The sequence below is a fragment of the Acididesulfobacillus acetoxydans genome (assembly GCF_902729405.1).
GTDB lineage: Bacteria > Bacillota > Desulfitobacteriia > Desulfitobacteriales > Desulfitobacteriaceae > Acididesulfobacillus > Acididesulfobacillus acetoxydans.
Map to the genome: position 1 here is coordinate 1,524,131 of NZ_LR746496.1, position 18,566 is coordinate 1,542,696.

The following is an 18,566-nucleotide window of genomic DNA, read 5'->3' on the forward strand; positions in this document are numbered from 1 at the left end:
AGAGATGCCCTGGAGAGTGCTCCTACTCGCACTCGCCGAGCAGTCCCGCACGGGGAATTGCGCTATGAAGGAGAGAAGCTCCCGAATCTGCTGGAAATGAGCGATAAAGTGGTCTACCTGGGCACTTTTTCTAAGGTCCTTGCCCCGGGTTTGCGCCTGGGATACATTATTGCCGATGAAGATATCACCCGGCACTTACAGATGACCAAAGAGGGAGTCGATCTCCATAGCAACAATTTGACTCAACGGGCTGTTTGTGAATTCCTGAGCAGGAATTTACTGCCTGAACATATTCTAAAACTAAGGGAAGTTTACGGTGCTCGGCGGCACGCGATGATCCACGCGCTAGAACGTTGGTTGGGTGAGGAAGTGGAGATGGTCGTTCCCACAGGCGGGCTTTTCCTCTGGGCCAAACTTAGGCATGTGGCCATGAGTATCTGGAGGCTACTAAGCGGCAAAATGTGCTCTATGTGCCTGGAGCTCTGTTTTATCCGGATGGGCGCGTCTCTTCGGAGATGCGTTTGAAATTCTCCTGTTCGCCCCCCAGCGTCATTGAAGAAGGGGTTCGGCGCTTAAGCATGGCGGTACGAACAGCCGGGTAGGAAATAGGTTTCACCTCAATAGCGGGCGATTCGCTGCCCCATTTCGTTTAGTGGAGGTGTTGTCCTCCCGTTCCAGTCCTTACACTGGAACGAGGCCAAGATCCGAGGATACTCTGAGGGCTCACTGGAGAGTCGGACCCTCGAACCGTCCAGTCCAGAGTTAGGTTATCTGACACGCCGCGAGGCGGTCAGAAAGGAGCAGACCCGTTTTCGAATGCCCAAGCGACAGCCCCGGTATTGGATTAGGCCGAGGTGGCGTGTGCATCGGGCGAGACTGGGGGGAGTCATCAATGCGAATGCCAAGCAAGAAAAAAGTGAGCCAGCCGCCAGCACAAAGTTGAGCCAAGTTAAGCGGGATGTATCTCACTAACTCTCTTGAGAATTATATCCGCGTGGCCGTTCAGCTCCTCAACCGTGGAGGCACCGGTCAGCACCCCGACCGTAAGCCCTGCCCCTCCGGCGTTGCCCATCTTCACGTCCAACAGTGAATCGCCGACCGCAAGGCATTCTTTGGGTTCCAATCCTAAACGCTCGCAGGCGAGCAAGAAAAGATCCGGGGCCGGCTTGCCTTCCCTGACTTCGTCGCGACAGGCGTAAGCAGAGATAAAGATGTCCATTCCGGCCTCTTTCAACAAAGCCTTTGTTCTCAAGAGGGAGTCGTTGGTTGCCACCGCCAACGCGATCCCCGCTTTCCGTAAAGCGAAAAGCATTTCTAACGTTCCGGCTACGGGTAGGGCCTGGGCCGCCAGGCCCATCTCGACGTCGGCCTCGGCAAAAGCTTCCAGGATTGCCGCCAGTCCAATATCCCAGGGTAAGCCCAGGTACAGGTAAAGGACAGCGTTGACTGCCGCCGCAGTCTGTTCCCGGGTTCCTATAACAATTACACTGCGTAAAGTTATTAAGCCATTTTCTTTCAGGCCCATAACCCGCTCTATCAGGAGGCCTATTTCCGGTGTGAAGTTCAGCTTTCTCTGTAAGATTTCTACACGGTGGCGGATAAGCTCCGGCCATATCTTTAGTGAATCTATGAGTGTGCCATCCTTGTCAAAAATCACTCCGTGGCACTCCACTCTTCTAGCGCCACAATTTAATAAAACCATTCTTAGTAAGTCCTTTCATTCTGCTGCAGAAACCACTTTCTTTGCTTTGGAATCGGCCGGAGGTAGGGCAGCGGCTTACAATAAGCCGCTGAATATCGCCGTCAAAACGCAAACCGGTACTTTCTGCGCTGAAATCATCCTTTACAAGAAAATCTTCTGATCTTAGTTACTAACGATTATAAACCATGGAGTGACACTTGTTGTCAAGGATTTTTTCAAAACCACGTTCCGGCTACCTTCGCTCATCTAGCGATTCTCAAAGATCCTTTTTTGTCGATGGAATCTGCTCAAGAATATAATTCTAAGGGTCTTTATGGGTTCTCCAATTTCCGCTTAATGGCAACGACCGGTCAGAAGGGCTGGGGATGCGGGAGTCACTGCAGAGATTAGTTACAGAGCCTTGCGTTCGTTTACTATCACTATCAACCCTTGGCGGTATCCTACTGAATCGCCTTAGCCGAGGCCAGAATCGGGCCACTGGTAAGAAGAGTATGAATAAATTTCATACTGCAGTGATTTGAAGATTTGTAGTAAACTGATATTAGAAAGACATCGACGATTGGGGACGATTAAAGGTGTTATAAACTCGAAGAAACCGTCGATCATGTTGGGGGGGAGATGCCCATACGAGACGGAGGTCACTGTTCATATTGTACTTACGAGAAACTACACAATGGAGGTTAGCATGAGAAAACAAGGGAAACTGACCGACCTGATGAGTCACGTACCCAATTGGGTGTGGCTACTCATCTCGCTTGTGATGGGATTCATGGTTTGGCAACTATTAGCCGACACGCCCAAAACATCCATTGTATTCGCTTCTCCGAAAGAGATTGTTTTGGCATTTATCAAGGAAGAGAAGTTGCATACAATTTGGACTAATATTGGGATAAGCCTGTTCAGGGTTCTTGCTGGGTTTGCAATCGGGTTTGTTGTAGCAATTCCTATAGCCTTTTTAATGGGTTGGTACAAAATTTTTCGCAATCTTGTTGAGCCATGGATTCAATTTATACGGAACATTCCCCCGATTGCCTATATTCCCCTTATAATTGCCGGTGTTGGCGTCGGTGAAAGAGCAAAGGTCACTGTTATTTTTATCGCCACGTTTCTTGTTATGGTGGTTTCAATTTATCAAGGGGTTCGCAACGTGGATGAGACGCTAATCAAAGCGGCCAAGATATTAGGCGCAAATAATAGAGTCATTTTCTTGAAAGTCGTTGTACCTGCCTCTATACCGTTTATTTTGGTTGGAGTCCGTCTTGGTCTGGCGGCGGCGCTCACAACACTGGTTGCAGCCGAGATGACAGGAGCTTCAAGTGGCCTGGGAATGATGGTTTGGTCTGCAGGTCAGTATTTTGATATGCCAGTTGTTTTACTAGGGATTATCATTATAGGCATAATCGGGTTAATATTTGAGGAGATTGTAAAGTTTCTTGAAAGGAGGCTGACAGGATGGCAGGAAACCCATGTAGCATGAAGGTTCGCGCAAAGGTTAAAATAGATAATGTAAAAAAGGTTTTTGCGGGCCGAAATGGGGAAACTGTTGCACTCAACGGGGTAAACTTTAATATCGAAGAGAATGAGTTCATTTGCGTCGTTGGACCCTCAGGTTGCGGCAAATCTACACTCTTAAATATTATTGCAGGCCTTGAGGAACCGACCGAAGGAAAAGTCTATGTTGATGATAAAGAGGTAAAAGGAACAGGCGCGGAAAGGGGGGTTGTCTTTCAGCAGTATGCGCTGTTTCCCTGGTTAACGGTTCGGAAAAACATCGAGTTTGGCCTAAAATTAAAAAACCTTAGACAAGATGAGATCGACAGAATTACAAAGCGATATCTCGATATGGTGGATCTAAAGGAGTTCGCCGAAAGCTATCCTAAGGAACTTTCGGGAGGAATGAAACAACGCGTGGCAATCGCCCGGGCGTACGCCGTCAACCCTAAAGTACTATTAATGGACGAGCCCTTTGGGGCGCTTGATGCCCAGTCCAGGACTCAGCTTCAGTCTGAGCTGCTGAAAACCTGGGAAGAAGAGCGGAAAACCTGTTTTTTTATTACGCACGACGTGGACGAGGCAATTATTCTTGCGCAAAGGGTAGTTATCATGAGTGCCCGTCCTGGACGTGTGAAGGAGGTGGTGGATGTAGACATTACCTATCCGCGCACACAAGAGACTAAGATGACCAAGAAATTCCTTGAACTAAAAAGGTACATTTGGGGAAACGTGTATCAGGAGTATTTGGCGGTAAGGAAGTAGTAATTCCTAGTAGAGTGGAGGTTATAAAGATTTCATTTCTCGTAGAGTACCGGAATGTAAATGGTGTAGAGTAGAGAAGGGGGAAAGACTATGCGAAGGTTAGTTGGATTGGGTTTGTCTTTGGTTTTTTTGGTGGGTATGTTATCAGGATGTGGCAATTCGAATTTAGGTAATTCTGCAAATTCGACCTCGCTACGAACATTGAAAGTAGGATATATGCCAAATATGGGCAGTGCCAGCGCCCTTGTAACCGGTATCAAAATGGGTTACTTTAAACAGGAAGGTTTGAATGTCCAACTTGTACAATTTTCTGCCGGACCTGGCGAGATTGCGGCTATGGCTAGCGGAAATATAGATATTTCGCAGATAGGAAATGGCGCCCATACCCTTGCGGCAAAAGGTAAGGCAGATATTATTTGCCTTGACGATTTCAGCATTGCGGACGAGATTTTGGGCAATAAGGACAAGGGTGTAAATTCAATATCTGATCTCAGAGGCAAGAAAATAGCGACATCACTGGGAAGCTCAAGTCAGTTAATACTGGATTTAGCCCTTGCGTCCAAAGGCATGACAGAAAAGGACGTAACGGTTGTCAACATGGATCCTTCGTCTGCCGTCACGGCGATGGTATCTGGCAATATTGCTGCTTGTGCGATTTGGTCACCGTCAACTTTTATAGTAAAGCAGAAGATGGGTAATAAAATTGTTATGCTGGCAAACGATACCACCTTTAAAGATAAGGTGAGTTTTCCTTCAAGCTTCGTAGTTACTCCGGCTTACGCTCAAAAGCACCAAACGGTTCTCGTAAAATTTGTACAGGGGCTTTATAAGGCCATGGACTACCGGGCTGGACACATCAAGCAGGTTGCCGACTGGGTTGCGTCAGAAATTAAGCAGGATCCTTCCCTCCTACAGCAGGATGCGCATACGAGTAAATGGCTGACCTCAAAATATGTCTTCGATGCAGTTAAAGATGGTACCCTGAAGAAAATGTATCAGAATCAGGAGCAGGTATTTCTGCAGCAAGGTCTAATACCCTCTTCAGTTAATGTAGACAACTACGTACTTTACAATATTATGACGCGCGCATATGAGGCAAATAATAAAGCGTAGGTCGTTATTGTTTATCTTGGTAGGGGAAACAGGCATGGTCGTCGCTTAGTACTGGTCAGGGGCGGTCGTGGTGGTATTGTCCGTCTCCTTAGTATTCAAGAGGATATAGAACAGAGGTTAGGATGTTTTATATCCTCTCTCCTCTTGAATTTCGATCATGGCTTTTTGTTATGTTCCCTTAGTCTGCAGTTCCGGTAAGGAGACATTGCTCCTCGGTAGCCGTAAAGTAATTATTTTGTGTCTATGGGTGGTTTTTAATCTTGCTGATTATTATTTTGATCATACTGGCGATTATTGCTATATTGTTTGTCATTTTCAAGCATGACGAAAACTCCCTATTTGTTGTGGGATTATATGGAAGCTCGATTGCTATGTTCTCCGGAATTATTATTTATACGGCCAAAATCGGAGGGCTATCGGATACCCAGAAAATATTCCTCTTTATGTCCCCCGGTATTAAAACCTGGTTCCAATATATGGACATCACTCTCGATAGACTTGGCTATCTAATTGCCGTCGGAAGATATCTGTTTCCCACCTTTCTGCTATTTATTGCCATGAACTATTCTATGATTCCCTTTATTAGGAAGCATAAGGTTAGTCTTAATTTCTTGGCTGTTCCGGCGCTGGTGTTCCTTATCTTGTATTATCCAAGGATTTTCTATGTTTTGGCACGCAATAGGTTTGTCTTCCAAAGCATATTGATGAAAGCGGCCGTGGTCTGGATTATTCTCTATCTGGCAGTTTCAATTTTCCTCTTAGTTTATGAGTATATCAGTATTACGATGATCTATTATAGCAAGCAGTTTCGCTATGTCCTTATGTCCTATATCAGCCTGGCCCTTTTGTACGTATTGTACTGTTTTCAAGACCCGATTCAGGTCTATCAATTATACAGTGCGGAATACATGTGGACGGCAGGGCTATCTTACGCCAATCCCGCTTTGACACTCTTTGAGTGGGTTATACTTTCCACAGGAACAATATTGTTCGTAACCCTTGGCTTTTGGAATTCGATCGGCTATACCCAGCTGAATATTGAAGCGGGGAAGGTGGACGTGTCTCTTCAACGCAAGTTCGATACAGCAAGCCGGGGGATATCGGTATTTGTTCATAGTATGAAAAATCAACTTTTATCGGCTAGGGTCATTCATAAAAAAATAGACCAGATCCTCGTTGGAGAAAATCCGGATCTTCATGTGCTCAGAACCCACACCGACATGATGTGCCAGATAAATGAAGGCATGCTGCTGCGAATGGAAGAACTTTATCGCAGCATAAAAACGAATTATATCGTTCTGAGACCAGTACCTGTTGGGGAAATTGTGGAATCGGCGGTGAACCGTTTTCACCAAAAATATCCGGACGTGTCGGTATTGATAACAATGAATAAAGACGTAGCAATCTTAGCCGACCGCGACCACCTGAGTGAGGCAGTAAATAATCTCCTGCTGAATGCGCAGGATGCCATAGCGGTGGCGGGGAGAGAGGCGGACGGAAGGGTAGAGCTGATTGTCCATGAGGAGCGGCTTTATACGGTTCTGGAGGTAAAAGATAACGGCATAGGGATCCCTAAGAACGTGCGCACAAAGATATTTGATCCCTTCTATACAAGTAAAAATACGAATTCTAATTGGGGGATGGGACTTTATTATGTTAAACAGATCGTAAAGAGCCATTTAGGGTCATTGCGTTGGGAGAGTACCCCAAATGTCGGAACCAGCTTCTTAGTTATGCTACCGAGATATCACAAGTCAGGCCGTTTAGCCAGTAAAGGTTTAAGGGGAAGGCTGTGATGCAATTGATTAGAGTCATGATTGCAGAAGACTTTCAACTGCTGCGCGAAGACTTGTATGAACTTGTAGAGAGCCAAAATGACATGACTGTTGTTGGTACGGCGGCCAGCGGGCAGGAAATAATAGAACTCTCCAGGAAGACTCTTTGCGACGTGTTTCTTATGGATATCGAAATGGAAACAGTCAACGCCGGTATCTTGGCTGCGGAAGAAATATTAAAAGAAAAACCGGATCAGAACATTATCTTTTTAACTGTCCACGAGACCGAAAATATGATTTTTAGCGCTATGGGCACCGGCGCAGTTGATTATGTGATAAAGGGGGGATATGACGCTGATCTATTGGAACATATTCGTCGCGCTTATGCAGGTAAACCTGTGATGGAGGGACAGATTCAGGCTAAGATTCTGAGGGAATACTCCAGGCTTAGGCGTTCGGAGCGCAGTCTGCTGTTTTTTATCAACAATATCTCACAGCTTACCCCGGCTGAGCGTGAATTGGTTCGTTTCCTACTTCAAGGTAAAAAGCCTGGCGAGATCGCGCAGATTCGCTGTGTAGAACTGGTTACCGTAAAGACACAGATCAAGAGCATGTTGAAGAAATTCGGATGCAGCAGAACAAAAGAGGTTGTCAAGATGATCGAGGATTTAAATATATCTAATCTCTTCTAATTTAGAATTATAGGATGTGGTTATTGTGAAAAAGAATTATTTCGATTACTCGAAGGAAGAATTGCTGGATGATCCAAGGATACGACTCTGCGTCTTGGAAGATGATCGAGCAGTATTTTTGTCTATGGCCGATGAGATGGAGAAAATAATTACTGAGAATAATCATGCCGGAAAGAGAACAGTGTTAATCTGCCCTGTCGGTCCGGTGGGACAATACCCGTATTTCGTAAATGCCGTGAATGGAAAAAGCATAAGCTTGAAAAATGTTTGGTTTATTAACATGGATGAGTATCTCGGGGAAAATAGGGAGTGGATCGATAGCTGCGACAAACTTAGTTTCCGGGGATTCATGGAAAGGGAAGTCTATTCTAAAATAAAGGAAGAACTCCTGATGCCCCGCGAACAGCGGATTTTCCCCGATCCGAAGCAGATATCCTATGTACCGGAATTGATTGAAAAACTGGGAGGAGTGGATGCAGTGTTCGGAGGGATAGGGATTACGGGACATGTGGCATTCAACGAGCCGTCGGATAAACTTACTCCTGAGGAGTTTTTGCAGCTTGGGACCAGGACGCTTGAGATATCTCCCGAGACTCGGACGGTCAATGGCATTTCAGATTTGAACGGTGCTGTCGAGGCGATGCCCCGATACTGCGTAACTATCGGCATGAAAGAAATATTTTCTGCAAAAAGGATTCGGCTAGCCTGTTTTCGCAGTTGGCACCGTGCAGTTGTGCGCAAAGCCTGCTATGGCGAACCGAGCCCCAGCTTTCCTGTGACTTTGTTGCAGAGTCATCAGGACATTAAGCTTTTCATTACGGATTTTGTGGCCGGACTTTAAGTACCCCAGATGGTCCGGCGTGAGATGCGCGACTTTGAAATTCTGAAGAACAGGCGGAAGGAAGTATGAACGACCTTTATGTAGCAAATGGCCGAGTCCTGATCGATGGAGCGTTCCAAAGAGCGGACATCGTCGTTTCAAACGGAAAGATAAGTAGGATTGCAGAGGCGGATTCCTTTGTGGGAACCGATCGTATGTTGGATGCGGCAGGGAAAATGGTATTGCCTGGTTTTATCGACATCCATACCCATGGGGGAGCCGGAGTAGATGTCAACAATGCGACGATAGAGGACTTGGAAAAGCTCGGGTGCTTTTTTGCTTCCCAGGGAACCACCAGTTGGCTTGCTTCTATTGTAACCGATACGGAAGAGAATACGCTTCGCTGTATCAACTGCGCCATCGAGGCTGCGGAACAGGGGACGACCGGGGTTTTGGGTATACATCTGGAAGGCCCGTTTCTCAGTAGACCCTACAAGGGGGCGATGTCGGGGGGGCTGCTAAGGAAAGCGGATGCGCGGCTGCTTGGAAAATATCTTCAGGCGGCTCGTGGCTACCTGAAGTACCTGACGGTCTCCCCGGAGGTCGAAGGAGTACCCGAGTTGATTCAGGGGATCAGAGGTCAGGGCATTGTCGTCGCACTCGGACATTCCGGCGCGGACTACGAGACGACTATGAAATGTATCCAGAATGGCGCGGAAAGTGCCACTCACACTTTTAATGCCATGAGGCTACCACACCAGCACGATCCAGGGATTGGTGGAGCCGTACTGGAAACAGATGTATTTTGCGAAGCCATCTGTGACGGGAGGCACCTTCATCCGGGAATGATCCGTCTATTGCTGAAGACCAAGGGGTTTGACAGAGTTATTGCGGTTACGGACAGTATGATGGCCGCCGGCATGCCGGACGGTAGGTACAAACTTGGCGCCAATGAAATCGAAGTACAGGGAGGCGATGCAAAGCTTGTGCTTGACGGGACGCGGGCAGGCAGCACACTGACCGCAGGAGCGGCGTTAAAAAACCTTGTCTCGTTCACGGGGAAAAAGGTAGAGGAAATTATCCCGCTCTTTACTGCCAATCCCGCTGCCCTGTTGCGTCTCAGCCACTCTAAAGGCTCTATTAGCTCAGGTATGGATGCCGACCTGGTGCTGGTGGATGAAGCGCTTGACGTGGTAGCCGTCATAATCGCTGGAATGCTTAAATATCACCGTGAGGGAATACCTCTGTATTGCTAGGAAAATAACGGACTGAAAGAAAGAATCGAGTAGGGAGAGTGTCCGAATGCTTCAGGGAAATAGATGGGGCCCACTCAGGTTAAAGGTTAACAGGGTCAAGCGCCCGTTCAAAGGGGGAATGCTGTTGGATAAATGGCAGCAAAAAGAGAATCCTCAAGACGGGTTTGCAGCGGAAGAATGGGTGGCATCCATGGTGCTTGCCCAAGATGAAAACAATGATTCCCTGGAAGGGCTAAGCAAATTAGATGGGCGGAACTCAGAGAAAGAACTATTAAAAGATCTGATCGATTCTTATCCTATTGAACTCCTGGGAACACCTCACGTCCGCAAATACGGTAAGAATACGGCCGTATTGGTCAAGATCCTGGATTCCTACAGCAGACTTTTGCTCCAGGTACACCCGGACAGGAATTATGCTAAAGAAGTTTTCGGTTCGGAATTCGGCAAGACAGAAGCATGGTATATCCTGGGGGGGCGCCGGATCAGTGGAGAGGAACCTTATGTCCTTTTGGGTTTCAAACCGGGTATGACTCGGAAAAGGTGGTCGGAGCTATTTTATAAGCAAGATGTTCAAGGTATGTGTGATGCCCTTCACCGTTTTCCTGTGCGGGCGGGGGATGTGTTCTTGGTTGAAAGCGGAGTGCCGCACGCGATTGGTTCCGGTTGCTTTCTGATTGAAATTCAGGAACCTAGCGATTTCACTTTGAGAGTTGAGAGAAAAGCACCGGAAGGAAAGATTCTTTCTGATTTTGAGTGCCACCAAGGAGCGGGATTCGCGCGAATGCTGGAATGTTTTCACTATGATACCTACGCCCGTGAAGAGATACTGGCCAAATATTACCTAAAACCTCACGTGATTGAGCGCCAAGCCGGTGGAGTGCGTAAGAGCCTTGTGTCAAATAAAGACACCCCGTTTTTTTCCATGGACGAAGTGGAAGTTTGGCATAACTTCTCCAGTTCCCAAGATGACAGGTTTTCTGTGGTTGTCGTGCTGTCCGGACGCGGTGACCTGATCTGGGCCGGGGGCAGCATGCCTGTAAGGCAAGGAGAGGAACTATTTTTGCCGGCAGCCCTGCGTGAGGTGGTGTGGAAGAGTGAGGAGGAAGAAAGCCTGAGGATCGTGCGCTGCTTTCCGCCGGATCATGACCCATGACATGACCCGGAAGGAGGCTGCGTAAAGGAAGAATTCATGCCTGGTACGTGTGGTGCCGATACGTATCGTGTCCGCCATTACAAGAATGGAAAGCCCGTATCCTGGATGGGAATCGCAAAACGACAATGTGACATCATGTGTTCCACTCGGGATCGAACAAAGAAGCCGAAGGGAGAAGCTGACAATGGGGATAGAATTGGATTATACTAACATTGCGGCTTTTGTTAGCAAGAGCGAAATTGATGCTGCTATTGAGAGCAAGAAGAGGCTGATGGAACATCTTCTTGCTCCAGTAAAAGAGAACACAGATAGCCTCGGTTGGATAGATCCGAATACTTTGGTTAATCAAAAATTGCTAACGAGCATTCAAAAAAAAGCCGAAGAGATAAGGGAGAAGGCTGATATCTTTGTCCTCATAGGGGTTGGTGGTTCCAACCAGGGAGCGAGAGCTTTGATCGAAGCCATGGGAGACGGGAAAGTTGAAATACTGTATGCCGGGAATAATCTATCCCCAAAATATCTGGGGAAGATTATGTCCAGACTTGCCGAGAAATCCGTTTATGTAAATGTGATTGCCAAGAATTTCGCGACTCTGGAACCCGGCATTGCCTTCAGAGTGCTCAGACACTATATGGAACAAAGGTATGGTCTGGAGGAAGCGGCGCGAAGGACCATTGCCACGGGAACTCTAAACAGCAGCAGTCTTGAGCAGTTGGGCAAGATGAAAGGCTATACTTTGCTTCCGTTTCCGCTTAACGTGGGAGGCCGCTATTCCGTGCTATCCGCCGTCGGTCTCTTGCCGATTGCTGTGGCCGGGATTGAAATCGGCGAGTTGCTTAAAGGCGCAAGGGATGAGAAAAAGGTGATACATTCTCGGATTCCCGCTAAAAATCCGGCGGTGATATATGGAGCGCTCCGCAACATCCTTCTCGCAAAAGGTTACAGGATTGAAATTCTTTCCTACTTTGAGCCCTCGTTGTCTTACTTTGCCAAGTGGTGGGTACAACTCTTTGCGGAAACGGAAGGAAAGGATGGCAGAGGAATTTACCCGTCGATGTGCTCTTTCACGGAAGATCTGCATTCATTGGGGCAGTATATTCAAGAAGGCCCAAGAATCCTGTTTGAGACCTTTCTCAATTTCGAAAACGAACGGGCACACTACTCGCTTCCTAGAGAAGAGAGGGATCTCGATGGTTTTAGCTATATCGAAGGGAAGGACTTTGCTCATTTAAATCGAACGGCTTTTGAAGCAACCGTAGGGGCTCATGTTGAGGGCGGTGTCCCTTGTCTCATACTCAACATACCTGAACTAACCCCCTATAATATGGGCCAGTTGTTTTACTTCTTCGAATATGCCTGCTACGTTTCAGCCTCCTTGTTAGGAGTGAATCCCTTTAATCAACCGGGGGTGGAAGCGTACAAAAGCAAAATGTTTGCGGCCTTAGGAAGATCTGTGGACATCTGATCGTTTCTGCCGGGTTTTTGGGGACCATGGAAAGACGGGTAATCCGGACAGGGGGAAGAGAAGTGCTAAATCTGACACATGGAAATCTTGTGGTCGTTCATGGTGGGGGGCCAACTGCGGTCATCAATGCCTCTTTATATGGGGCTATACAAGAAGCGAAACAATACTCTGAAATCACGGGGATCTATGGAGCAATAGGGGGAGTGGAGGGCATTCTCCGGGGAAAGTTTATAGATTTAAAGCAGGTCACTACCGAGGCGGTTCGCCGACTTCCCTGTTCACCAGCCTCTGCTCTGGGTACATCAAGGGCCCGACTTAACCCTGAGGATTATGAACGCATAATTCAGACGCTGAGAAAGTGGAAGGTTAAATATCTGCTGTTCAACGGTGGAAATGGCTCTATGGATACCTGTGGCAAAATCTATCGGCTGGCTAAGGAGTATGACATCAACGTGCTGGGAGTTCCGAAGACGGTTGATAACGACGTCGCGGTAACCGACCATTCTCCGGGTTTCGGCAGTGCAGCCAGATTCATAGCGGCTACCACTGCGGAAGTAGCCGAGGATGTTAAATCTATGCCCATCCATGTAAGCATTATTGAAGCTATGGGAAGAAATGCCGGTTGGATTGCTGCGGCCTCGGTATTGGCACAAAAAAAGGCGGAGGATGCCCCGCACCTTATTTACCTGCCGGAGAGGCCTTTTAAACAAGACGAGTTTCTCGAAGATGTTCAAGATTGGCGCGACCGCCTGGGTGGGGTGGTCGTTGTCGTCAGCGAAGGGTTGCGGGACGCCCGGGGAGAGTCCATCGTACCACCGCTTTTGACGAGGGGCCGTGATGTGTATTTTGGTGATGTGGGTACTTACCTGGCGACATTGGTACTGAAAGAGTTGGGTATCAAAGCCAGAAGTGAAAAACCCGGTTTGCTAGGACGGGCGTCGATTCCATACCAATCTTCAACGGATAGGAGGGAGGCCATACTGGCTGGGGCTTTTTCCGTTCAGGCATTGCTCAAAGGAGAAACCGGCAAGATGGTAGGTTTCAGGCGGATATCTAGTCGTCCCTACGAGTGTGAACCCGTGCTTATACCGCTGGAGAAAGTCATGCTTCATGAAAAAAAGTTGCCGGATTGTTTTATCAACCAAAGAGGAAACGGTGTTACAGAGGAATTTATAGAGTACTGCGGACCGCTCATTGGCGAACCCCTGCCGACCTTCGTGAAGCTGCAAGAAAATGGTATATCCGATTAACTGAAGCAAGAAGAGGGAGTATCCGGGTCTTTGACCAGATCGTATCCGGCCAATGCGCATTAAAAAAAGAGACGGTTGAAAATAAAATCATGGGGGCAAGATCTATGCTGAAGATGTTTGTAAACCTTAAGCGATTTGATGTACCCAAAGAAATGGGTGGAGTGTGCCCCGTTGGAAATCCCGCGGAATGGATTGCCTCGATTATGGCAGAGAGCGTTGGACAAGGGTTGGGAAAACTTAAAGATGTAGAACTCATCTTTTTTTTGCCGGAAGGATTAATCCTCAATGCTTACGACAAACTTTTCTCGTATCCGCCCGAAACTGCAAAAACCATCAAAATAGGTTGTCAGGGAGTCTTCCGGGAAGATATCCGCCAAGGCGGGAATTTTGGCGCCTTTACCACGAATAGACCCGCAACTGCAGCAAGGAATATGGGTTGCACCTGGGTTCTTGTTGGCCATTCCGAAGAAATGAAAGATAAGTTGGACATTATGGCTCGTTACGATCCCGAAACGGTGTATGATGAGGGAAAAAACAGAAAAGCTAAAGAAGCGGTCTATTCAATTATTAACCAGGAAGTTCTCTGCGCACTAGAGGCGGGAATGGATGTCCTTCTGTGTGTAGGGGAAACCGCCGAAGAACGAGGAGAGGGAAGTTTGCCAGAGCAGAAAGCAAGAGTCAAACAGGTCTTGCGCGGCCAGCTTGAAGCTGAGCTAAAAGAAGTTTTCACAGAAAGAACGGGCCGACGGGTGGTTATCGCCTATGAACCCATCTGGGCAATCGGGCCGGGGAAAATTCCTGCAGGACCCGACGATATCGCTTTTGCCGCTGCCTGCATTAAAGAGGTTGTACAGGAGTTAATGGGCGTGGAAACGGATATTGTCTACGGAGGAGGTCTCAAAGAGGATAACGCCAGGGCCATAGCTAAAGTCAAAGCCATTGGGGGAGGTTTGGTTGCCTTGACCCAGTTTGCGGGTAACATAGGGTTTTACCCAAACGATTTAAGCAGAATCATTGGGCGGTATGTAGAGAGCCGTAGGTAAATGTCTGCACTGTAGTTCCTGGTTAGCGAGCGCAACCAGTGAAGCAAAATACGCAAAACACGATAAGCTCATGATAGACTAAGGAGGAAACAGGGTGAAAAAGATAGCTTTTGAATACGGTGAAGGTCTCTTGGAAGCGGAATTACCTGACCAGACGGACGTTTTCGTACCAGGAGAAACTGTGCCAGATCCACCCGTGCTTCGGGACATCAGTAAAGCGACGAGGGAATCCATATTGAATCCAATTGGGGTTTTGCCAATTTCCCAACAGGTCAAAAAAGGGTCGAAGGTCGCCATCGTCTTTCCGGACCGAGTCAAGGGCGGATTCCAGGAAAATTCGCATCGGAAGGTCGCTATTCCCATCATTATCGAGGAATGTCTGAAAGCCGGAGTGGAGAAGCGGGATATCCAGCTGATATGCAGCAATGGGCTGCACCGCAAGATGACGAGGGAAGAAATCCAGAAGATATTGGGTGATGAATTGTTCAACGAATTTTGGTGGTCCCATCAAATTGCGAATCATGACAGCGAAAACTGGAACAACTTAGTGGACCTTGGCTTTGATGAGATGGGCAATCCGGTCATCATGAATAAAGACGTCTATGCGGCCGATCTTGCCGTACTGATTGGTCATGTTTTAGGCAATCCCTATGGGGGATATTCCGGGGGCTATAAGCATTGTGCGACAGGGATAAGCCACTGGAAGTCCATAGCTTCCCACCATGTGCCTTATGTCATGCATCGTGACGATTTTACACCGGTCAACAATCACAGCCTCATGAGAAGAAAATTTGATTCCATTGGTCAGCACATGGAAAAATGTATGGGCAAGAAATTCTTTACCTGTGATGCGGTTCTAGATACCTATCAACGACAAATTGCTGTATTTACTGGCTATGCGAAGGAGATTCAGCCACTGTCCTGGGAAATCGCGGACCAAAGGACGTACGTACCGTGGGCCAGGAAAAAGTACGACGTTTTGGTTTTTGGTATGCCTCAGAATTTTCACTACGGCAACGGAATGGGCACCAATCCGATTCTTATGATGCAGGCCATATCCGCTCAGATCGTCAGGCATAAAAGGATCTTGAAAGATAATTGTGTGGTCATCTGTTCATCGATTTGCAATGGCTATTTCCATGATGAAGAATTTCCAGCTTACAGAACGGTCTATGAATTGTTTCAGAAAGACTACCACAATGTCCTGCCTGATTTAGAGAAGTATGGCGAGTATCTGGCCCATAATCAGAAGTTTATTGACAAGTATCGCTTCAATTTTGGCTATCACCCCTATCACACGTTTTCCATGATTTCCTGTGCCCATATTGCCGAAAAACATTGCGCGGCCATTTATGTGGTGGGGGCTTATGAACCCGGTTACGCCAGAAGTATGGGGATGAAGACACGGGCAACTTTTGCAGAGGCTTTGCAGGATGCGGAAAAGTACGTCGGAAAGACTCCGAACATCTTGGCTCTGCCCAGGACTTTCAAAACGGCGAGTGTTCATTTGGGCCTGAAGGAAGGGGAGTTCTGAGATGCCACTCATACCGCTCCGACCTTTGCTGGAGGCAACCCGTAAACATGGTTTTGCTCAAGGAGCTTTTAACGTCAACAGTGTCGTTCAAGCCCAAGCCGTGATTGAAGTGCATGAAATGTTTCGCTCAGCCGGCATTGTGCAGGGAGCCGATCTGGCGAATGCCTTCATGGGTGGAAGGGCCGATTTCATGAAAGGAACGATTGAGGACAAGCGCAGAGGCGCCAGGAGAATTGGGGAGGCTGTGAAAAAGCTTGCCCAAGACTCACCCATCCCGATTGTGCTTCATCTTGATCATGGTAAGGATTTTGAATCAGTTAAGGCTGCTATCGCCGGTGGCTATACGTCGGTCATGATCGACGGTTCCCCGCTTCCTTTTGACGAAAACGTGGAACTGACCCGTGAGGTCGTCAAGTATGCCCATGCGCGAGGGGTCAGCGTGGAAGGCGAACTTGGCGTCCTTTCCGGCATGGAAGATGATGTTTTCTCCGAACACTCGACTTATACAAACCCCCTGAAAGCCGTTGAGTTTTTCAAGAAGACCGGGGTGGACTGTTTGGCGATCTCTTATGGGACAAAACACGGGGCCGTCAAAGGCGAGAACGTCCGTTTACGCAAGGAGATCGTCATTGCTGTGGCGGAGAACCTGAAGCATGAGGGAATCTTCGGCGTCCTGGTTTCCCACGGTTCGTCCGTGGTTCCGCAATATATCGTCGAGGAGATTAATCAACTGGGTGGAAAAATAAGCCAAGCCCACGGCATACCTCTGGATGAACTCAAGTCCGTGATCAAATCCGGTATCGGCAAGATTAATGTGGACACCGATATTCGCTTGGCGGTCACCAGAAATATCAGAGAGTACTTTGCCCGGAACTCTTCGAAGAAACGGAATTCTGTTGCTGAAGCTGTGAGCACAATCTGGGAACTCATGGAGAGAAACCCTGAGCAATTCGATCCCAGAGAGTATTTGACTCCCATTATGGAGGACTTTATTGTGGGCGAAGGGAAGGATTTTGCGGGAAAAGGAAGCGTCGGGGATATCCGCGATATTCTGGCCTGCGTCAAAAGTGGGGTGAGGGAGGTTGTTGGTTCTCTGATTGTGGAATTCGGTGCGGTCGGGCATGCCGCGCAAGTGGAGGTTGTGAGTCTCGACGAGATGGCTAACCGGTACCGGTGCATGCCAACGTGTTAGAGGTAAGTGGCGGGACAGAGCAATGAACATATCCGCTGAATTTGCCCACAAGCCGGGCCGGACTACAGACAAGGCAGGCGGGATAAGAAAGAGGCGGCCTCGGGGACATGAAAACTGCGATGATTAACGGAATTGTTTCCGCAACTCTGGTGGGAGTTTTACTCAGCCTAGCGAAGATCTGCTTCTCTGGAATGTCGGTTATCCTGTTCATGTTGATCGTACTGGGTGGAACGCATCTTACGCTTCTAGCTATTCTGTTAGTGCGACGAGAAGGCCGACAGGTTTTGTCAGCCGGTAAGCGTTATCCGGAGCTGTATTTAGTGGGTGTCTTGGGTACTACCTTGAGGTTGTTGCAGAATTGGGGGCTAGATCTTAGTTCACCCGTCAATGCCGCCATCCTGTTGCGGGGTGATTTGCTGTTCAGTCTCATAATTGGCTACCTTTTGTGGAAGCAAAAGTTGCGTCGTTTGGAGTGGGCAGGTATGGGGACCATGCTCGTGGGTGTTACTCTGGTTTTGCAAATCTCCTGGCAAAGATTTCGCCTTGGCTCCGGCGGCAACATCTTATTTCTTGGCAGTGCTTTTTTAGTGGCAGTTAATGCTGAGATCATTAAACATAGGCTGGGTCAGGTAGAAAATATGATAGTGGCCTATTTTAATTCTGGTATGTCTCTTATTCTCTTCCTAAGCGGGGCTGCGTGGACGGGGGAGTTAGGAGCATTTCCGCGGGCTGGCATGTTAATTTGGGTGTTGGTGTTCACGAGCATTATTTTTCAGGTCATCCAGTACCGGTGTTATTATCGTTCGTTGGAGGGATTGCCAACTTGGTTGGTCCGGGTTGTTCATTTAATCACACCGATTATAGCCATGGTTACGAGTGCCTGGTGGTTACACGAAAGGATCAATATGGCTCAGATTTTGGGGATGTTGGTGGTAGCTGGCGGGATTACGCTTATTTATGGCGCACATGCAAAGAGCTATTCCTAGCCAGGGGACTATCTGGCGGAATATCTTTAACAAATATCTATCCTTTTAATGATTACACGGCCTCAAATCCTTATGGCATCTGGGCTTCAGGCACTTGTGGCTTCCCGGATACGCCTTCAAACGAAATGTAGTGGCTTCGCTCAGTTCATGATGCGAACGCCATCCTGCCTTTGTTTACTTGTACTATCCGACAATGTAGATCGACGCGCGGGCCGAGCGGGCTGCAACTAAGTGACCCCTGGTGCTCAACGTTTGCCGATGAGATCGGGGCCGATGCCTATGCCCCCGACGCAGCTACGGCGGTGGAGATGGCAGATAAGCTCTTGGCT

16 protein-coding genes are annotated in these 18,566 nt (G+C 48.0%); 15 read left to right on the plus strand and 1 reads right to left on the minus strand.

Annotation, left to right across the window (positions count from 1 at the left end):
* The first annotated feature begins 57 nt into the window (after positions 1-57).
* Positions 58-525, plus strand: coding sequence for an aminotransferase class I/II-fold pyridoxal phosphate-dependent enzyme (locus tag MNU25_RS06740; RefSeq protein ID WP_240984367.1), 468 nt, complete (start codon positions 58-60; stop codon positions 523-525).
* 424 nt (positions 526-949) lie between these two features.
* Here MNU25_RS06740 and MNU25_RS06745 read toward each other — a convergent pair whose 3' ends face one another.
* The gene (locus MNU25_RS06745) at positions 950-1,657 is read right to left on the minus strand and encodes an HAD family hydrolase (protein WP_240984368.1); all 708 of its coding nucleotides are present in this window, start codon (positions 1,655-1,657) and stop codon (positions 950-952) included.
* 730 nt (positions 1,658-2,387) lie between these two features.
* On the opposite strand from MNU25_RS06745, the gene MNU25_RS06750 reads away from it, so the two are divergent.
* The 14 genes from MNU25_RS06750 to MNU25_RS06815 all read left to right on the plus strand — a co-directional run bounded on the left by MNU25_RS06750 (position 2,388) and on the right by MNU25_RS06815 (position 18,237).
* Positions 2,388-3,179 (plus strand): ABC transporter permease, encoded by a 792-nt coding sequence (locus MNU25_RS06750; RefSeq protein ID WP_240984369.1) that lies wholly within the window; start codon positions 2,388-2,390, stop codon positions 3,177-3,179.
* On the plus strand, positions 3,155-3,958 hold the full coding sequence (locus MNU25_RS06755) for an ABC transporter ATP-binding protein (RefSeq protein WP_240984370.1): 804 nt from the start codon (positions 3,155-3,157) through the stop codon (positions 3,956-3,958). The genes MNU25_RS06750 and MNU25_RS06755 overlap by 25 nt, the downstream gene beginning before the upstream one ends.
* Positions 3,959-4,048: 90 nt before the next feature.
* Complete coding sequence (locus MNU25_RS06760) at positions 4,049-5,071, plus strand: ABC transporter substrate-binding protein (RefSeq protein ID WP_240984371.1); 1,023 nt, start codon at positions 4,049-4,051, stop codon at positions 5,069-5,071.
* A gap of 260 nt (positions 5,072-5,331) precedes the next feature.
* Positions 5,332-6,867: a sensor histidine kinase gene (locus MNU25_RS06765; protein ID WP_240984372.1), complete on the plus strand. Its 1,536-nt coding sequence runs from the start codon at positions 5,332-5,334 to the stop codon at positions 6,865-6,867.
* Complete coding sequence (locus MNU25_RS06770) at positions 6,867-7,538, plus strand: response regulator transcription factor (RefSeq protein ID WP_306425063.1); 672 nt, start codon at positions 6,867-6,869, stop codon at positions 7,536-7,538. The genes MNU25_RS06765 and MNU25_RS06770 overlap by 1 nt, the downstream gene beginning before the upstream one ends.
* A gap of 25 nt (positions 7,539-7,563) precedes the next feature.
* Positions 7,564-8,379, plus strand: coding sequence for a sugar phosphate isomerase family (locus tag MNU25_RS06775; protein WP_240984374.1), 816 nt, complete (start codon positions 7,564-7,566; stop codon positions 8,377-8,379).
* Between the two features lie 65 nt (positions 8,380-8,444).
* Complete coding sequence (gene nagA, locus MNU25_RS06780; RefSeq protein WP_240984375.1) at positions 8,445-9,614, plus strand: N-acetylglucosamine-6-phosphate deacetylase; 1,170 nt, start codon at positions 8,445-8,447, stop codon at positions 9,612-9,614.
* 124 nt (positions 9,615-9,738) lie between these two features.
* The gene (locus MNU25_RS06785) at positions 9,739-10,767 is read left to right on the plus strand and encodes a class I mannose-6-phosphate isomerase (protein WP_240984376.1); all 1,029 of its coding nucleotides are present in this window, start codon (positions 9,739-9,741) and stop codon (positions 10,765-10,767) included.
* Between the two features lie 184 nt (positions 10,768-10,951).
* Complete coding sequence (locus MNU25_RS06790; protein ID WP_240984377.1) at positions 10,952-12,232, plus strand: glucose-6-phosphate isomerase; 1,281 nt, start codon at positions 10,952-10,954, stop codon at positions 12,230-12,232.
* Positions 12,233-12,294: 62 nt separating this feature from the next.
* Positions 12,295-13,482 carry a diphosphate--fructose-6-phosphate 1-phosphotransferase gene (locus tag MNU25_RS06795; RefSeq protein WP_306425064.1) on the plus strand — a complete coding sequence of 396 codons (1,188 nt, stop codon included), beginning with the start codon at positions 12,295-12,297 and terminating at the stop codon, positions 13,480-13,482.
* A gap of 104 nt (positions 13,483-13,586) precedes the next feature.
* Positions 13,587-14,525: a triose-phosphate isomerase family protein gene (locus tag MNU25_RS06800; protein WP_240984378.1), complete on the plus strand. Its 939-nt coding sequence runs from the start codon at positions 13,587-13,589 to the stop codon at positions 14,523-14,525.
* A 94-nt stretch (positions 14,526-14,619) separates the two neighbouring features.
* Positions 14,620-16,059: a lactate racemase domain-containing protein gene (locus MNU25_RS06805; RefSeq protein ID WP_240984379.1), complete on the plus strand. Its 1,440-nt coding sequence runs from the start codon at positions 14,620-14,622 to the stop codon at positions 16,057-16,059.
* A gap of 1 nt (position 16,060) precedes the next feature.
* Positions 16,061-17,251, plus strand: a complete 1,191-nt coding sequence (locus MNU25_RS06810; protein ID WP_240984380.1) for a class II fructose-bisphosphate aldolase — start codon at positions 16,061-16,063, stop codon at positions 17,249-17,251.
* A gap of 107 nt (positions 17,252-17,358) precedes the next feature.
* Positions 17,359-18,237 carry a DMT family transporter gene (locus tag MNU25_RS06815; RefSeq protein ID WP_240984381.1) on the plus strand — a complete coding sequence of 293 codons (879 nt, stop codon included), beginning with the start codon at positions 17,359-17,361 and terminating at the stop codon, positions 18,235-18,237.
* Positions 18,238-18,566 lie beyond the last annotated feature (329 nt).

Bases quoted from the DNA above. Each gene is read 5' to 3' on its own strand.
- MNU25_RS06815 (WP_240984381.1), top strand. From the start codon at position 17,359: ATGAAAACTGCGATGATTAACGGAATTGTTTCCGCAACTCTGGTGGGA.
- MNU25_RS06800 (WP_240984378.1), top strand. From the start codon at position 13,587: ATGCTGAAGATGTTTGTAAACCTTAAGCGATTTGATGTACCCAAAGAA.
- nagA (WP_240984375.1), top strand. From the start codon at position 8,445: ATGAACGACCTTTATGTAGCAAATGGCCGAGTCCTGATCGATGGAGCG.
- MNU25_RS06760 (WP_240984371.1), top strand. From the start codon at position 4,049: ATGCGAAGGTTAGTTGGATTGGGTTTGTCTTTGGTTTTTTTGGTGGGT.
- MNU25_RS06770 (WP_306425063.1), top strand. From the start codon at position 6,867: ATGCAATTGATTAGAGTCATGATTGCAGAAGACTTTCAACTGCTGCGC.
- MNU25_RS06790 (WP_240984377.1), top strand. From the start codon at position 10,952: ATGGGGATAGAATTGGATTATACTAACATTGCGGCTTTTGTTAGCAAG.
- MNU25_RS06750 (WP_240984369.1), top strand. From the start codon at position 2,388: ATGAGAAAACAAGGGAAACTGACCGACCTGATGAGTCACGTACCCAAT.
- MNU25_RS06755 (WP_240984370.1), top strand. From the start codon at position 3,155: ATGGCAGGAAACCCATGTAGCATGAAGGTTCGCGCAAAGGTTAAAATA.
- MNU25_RS06810 (WP_240984380.1), top strand. From the start codon at position 16,061: ATGCCACTCATACCGCTCCGACCTTTGCTGGAGGCAACCCGTAAACAT.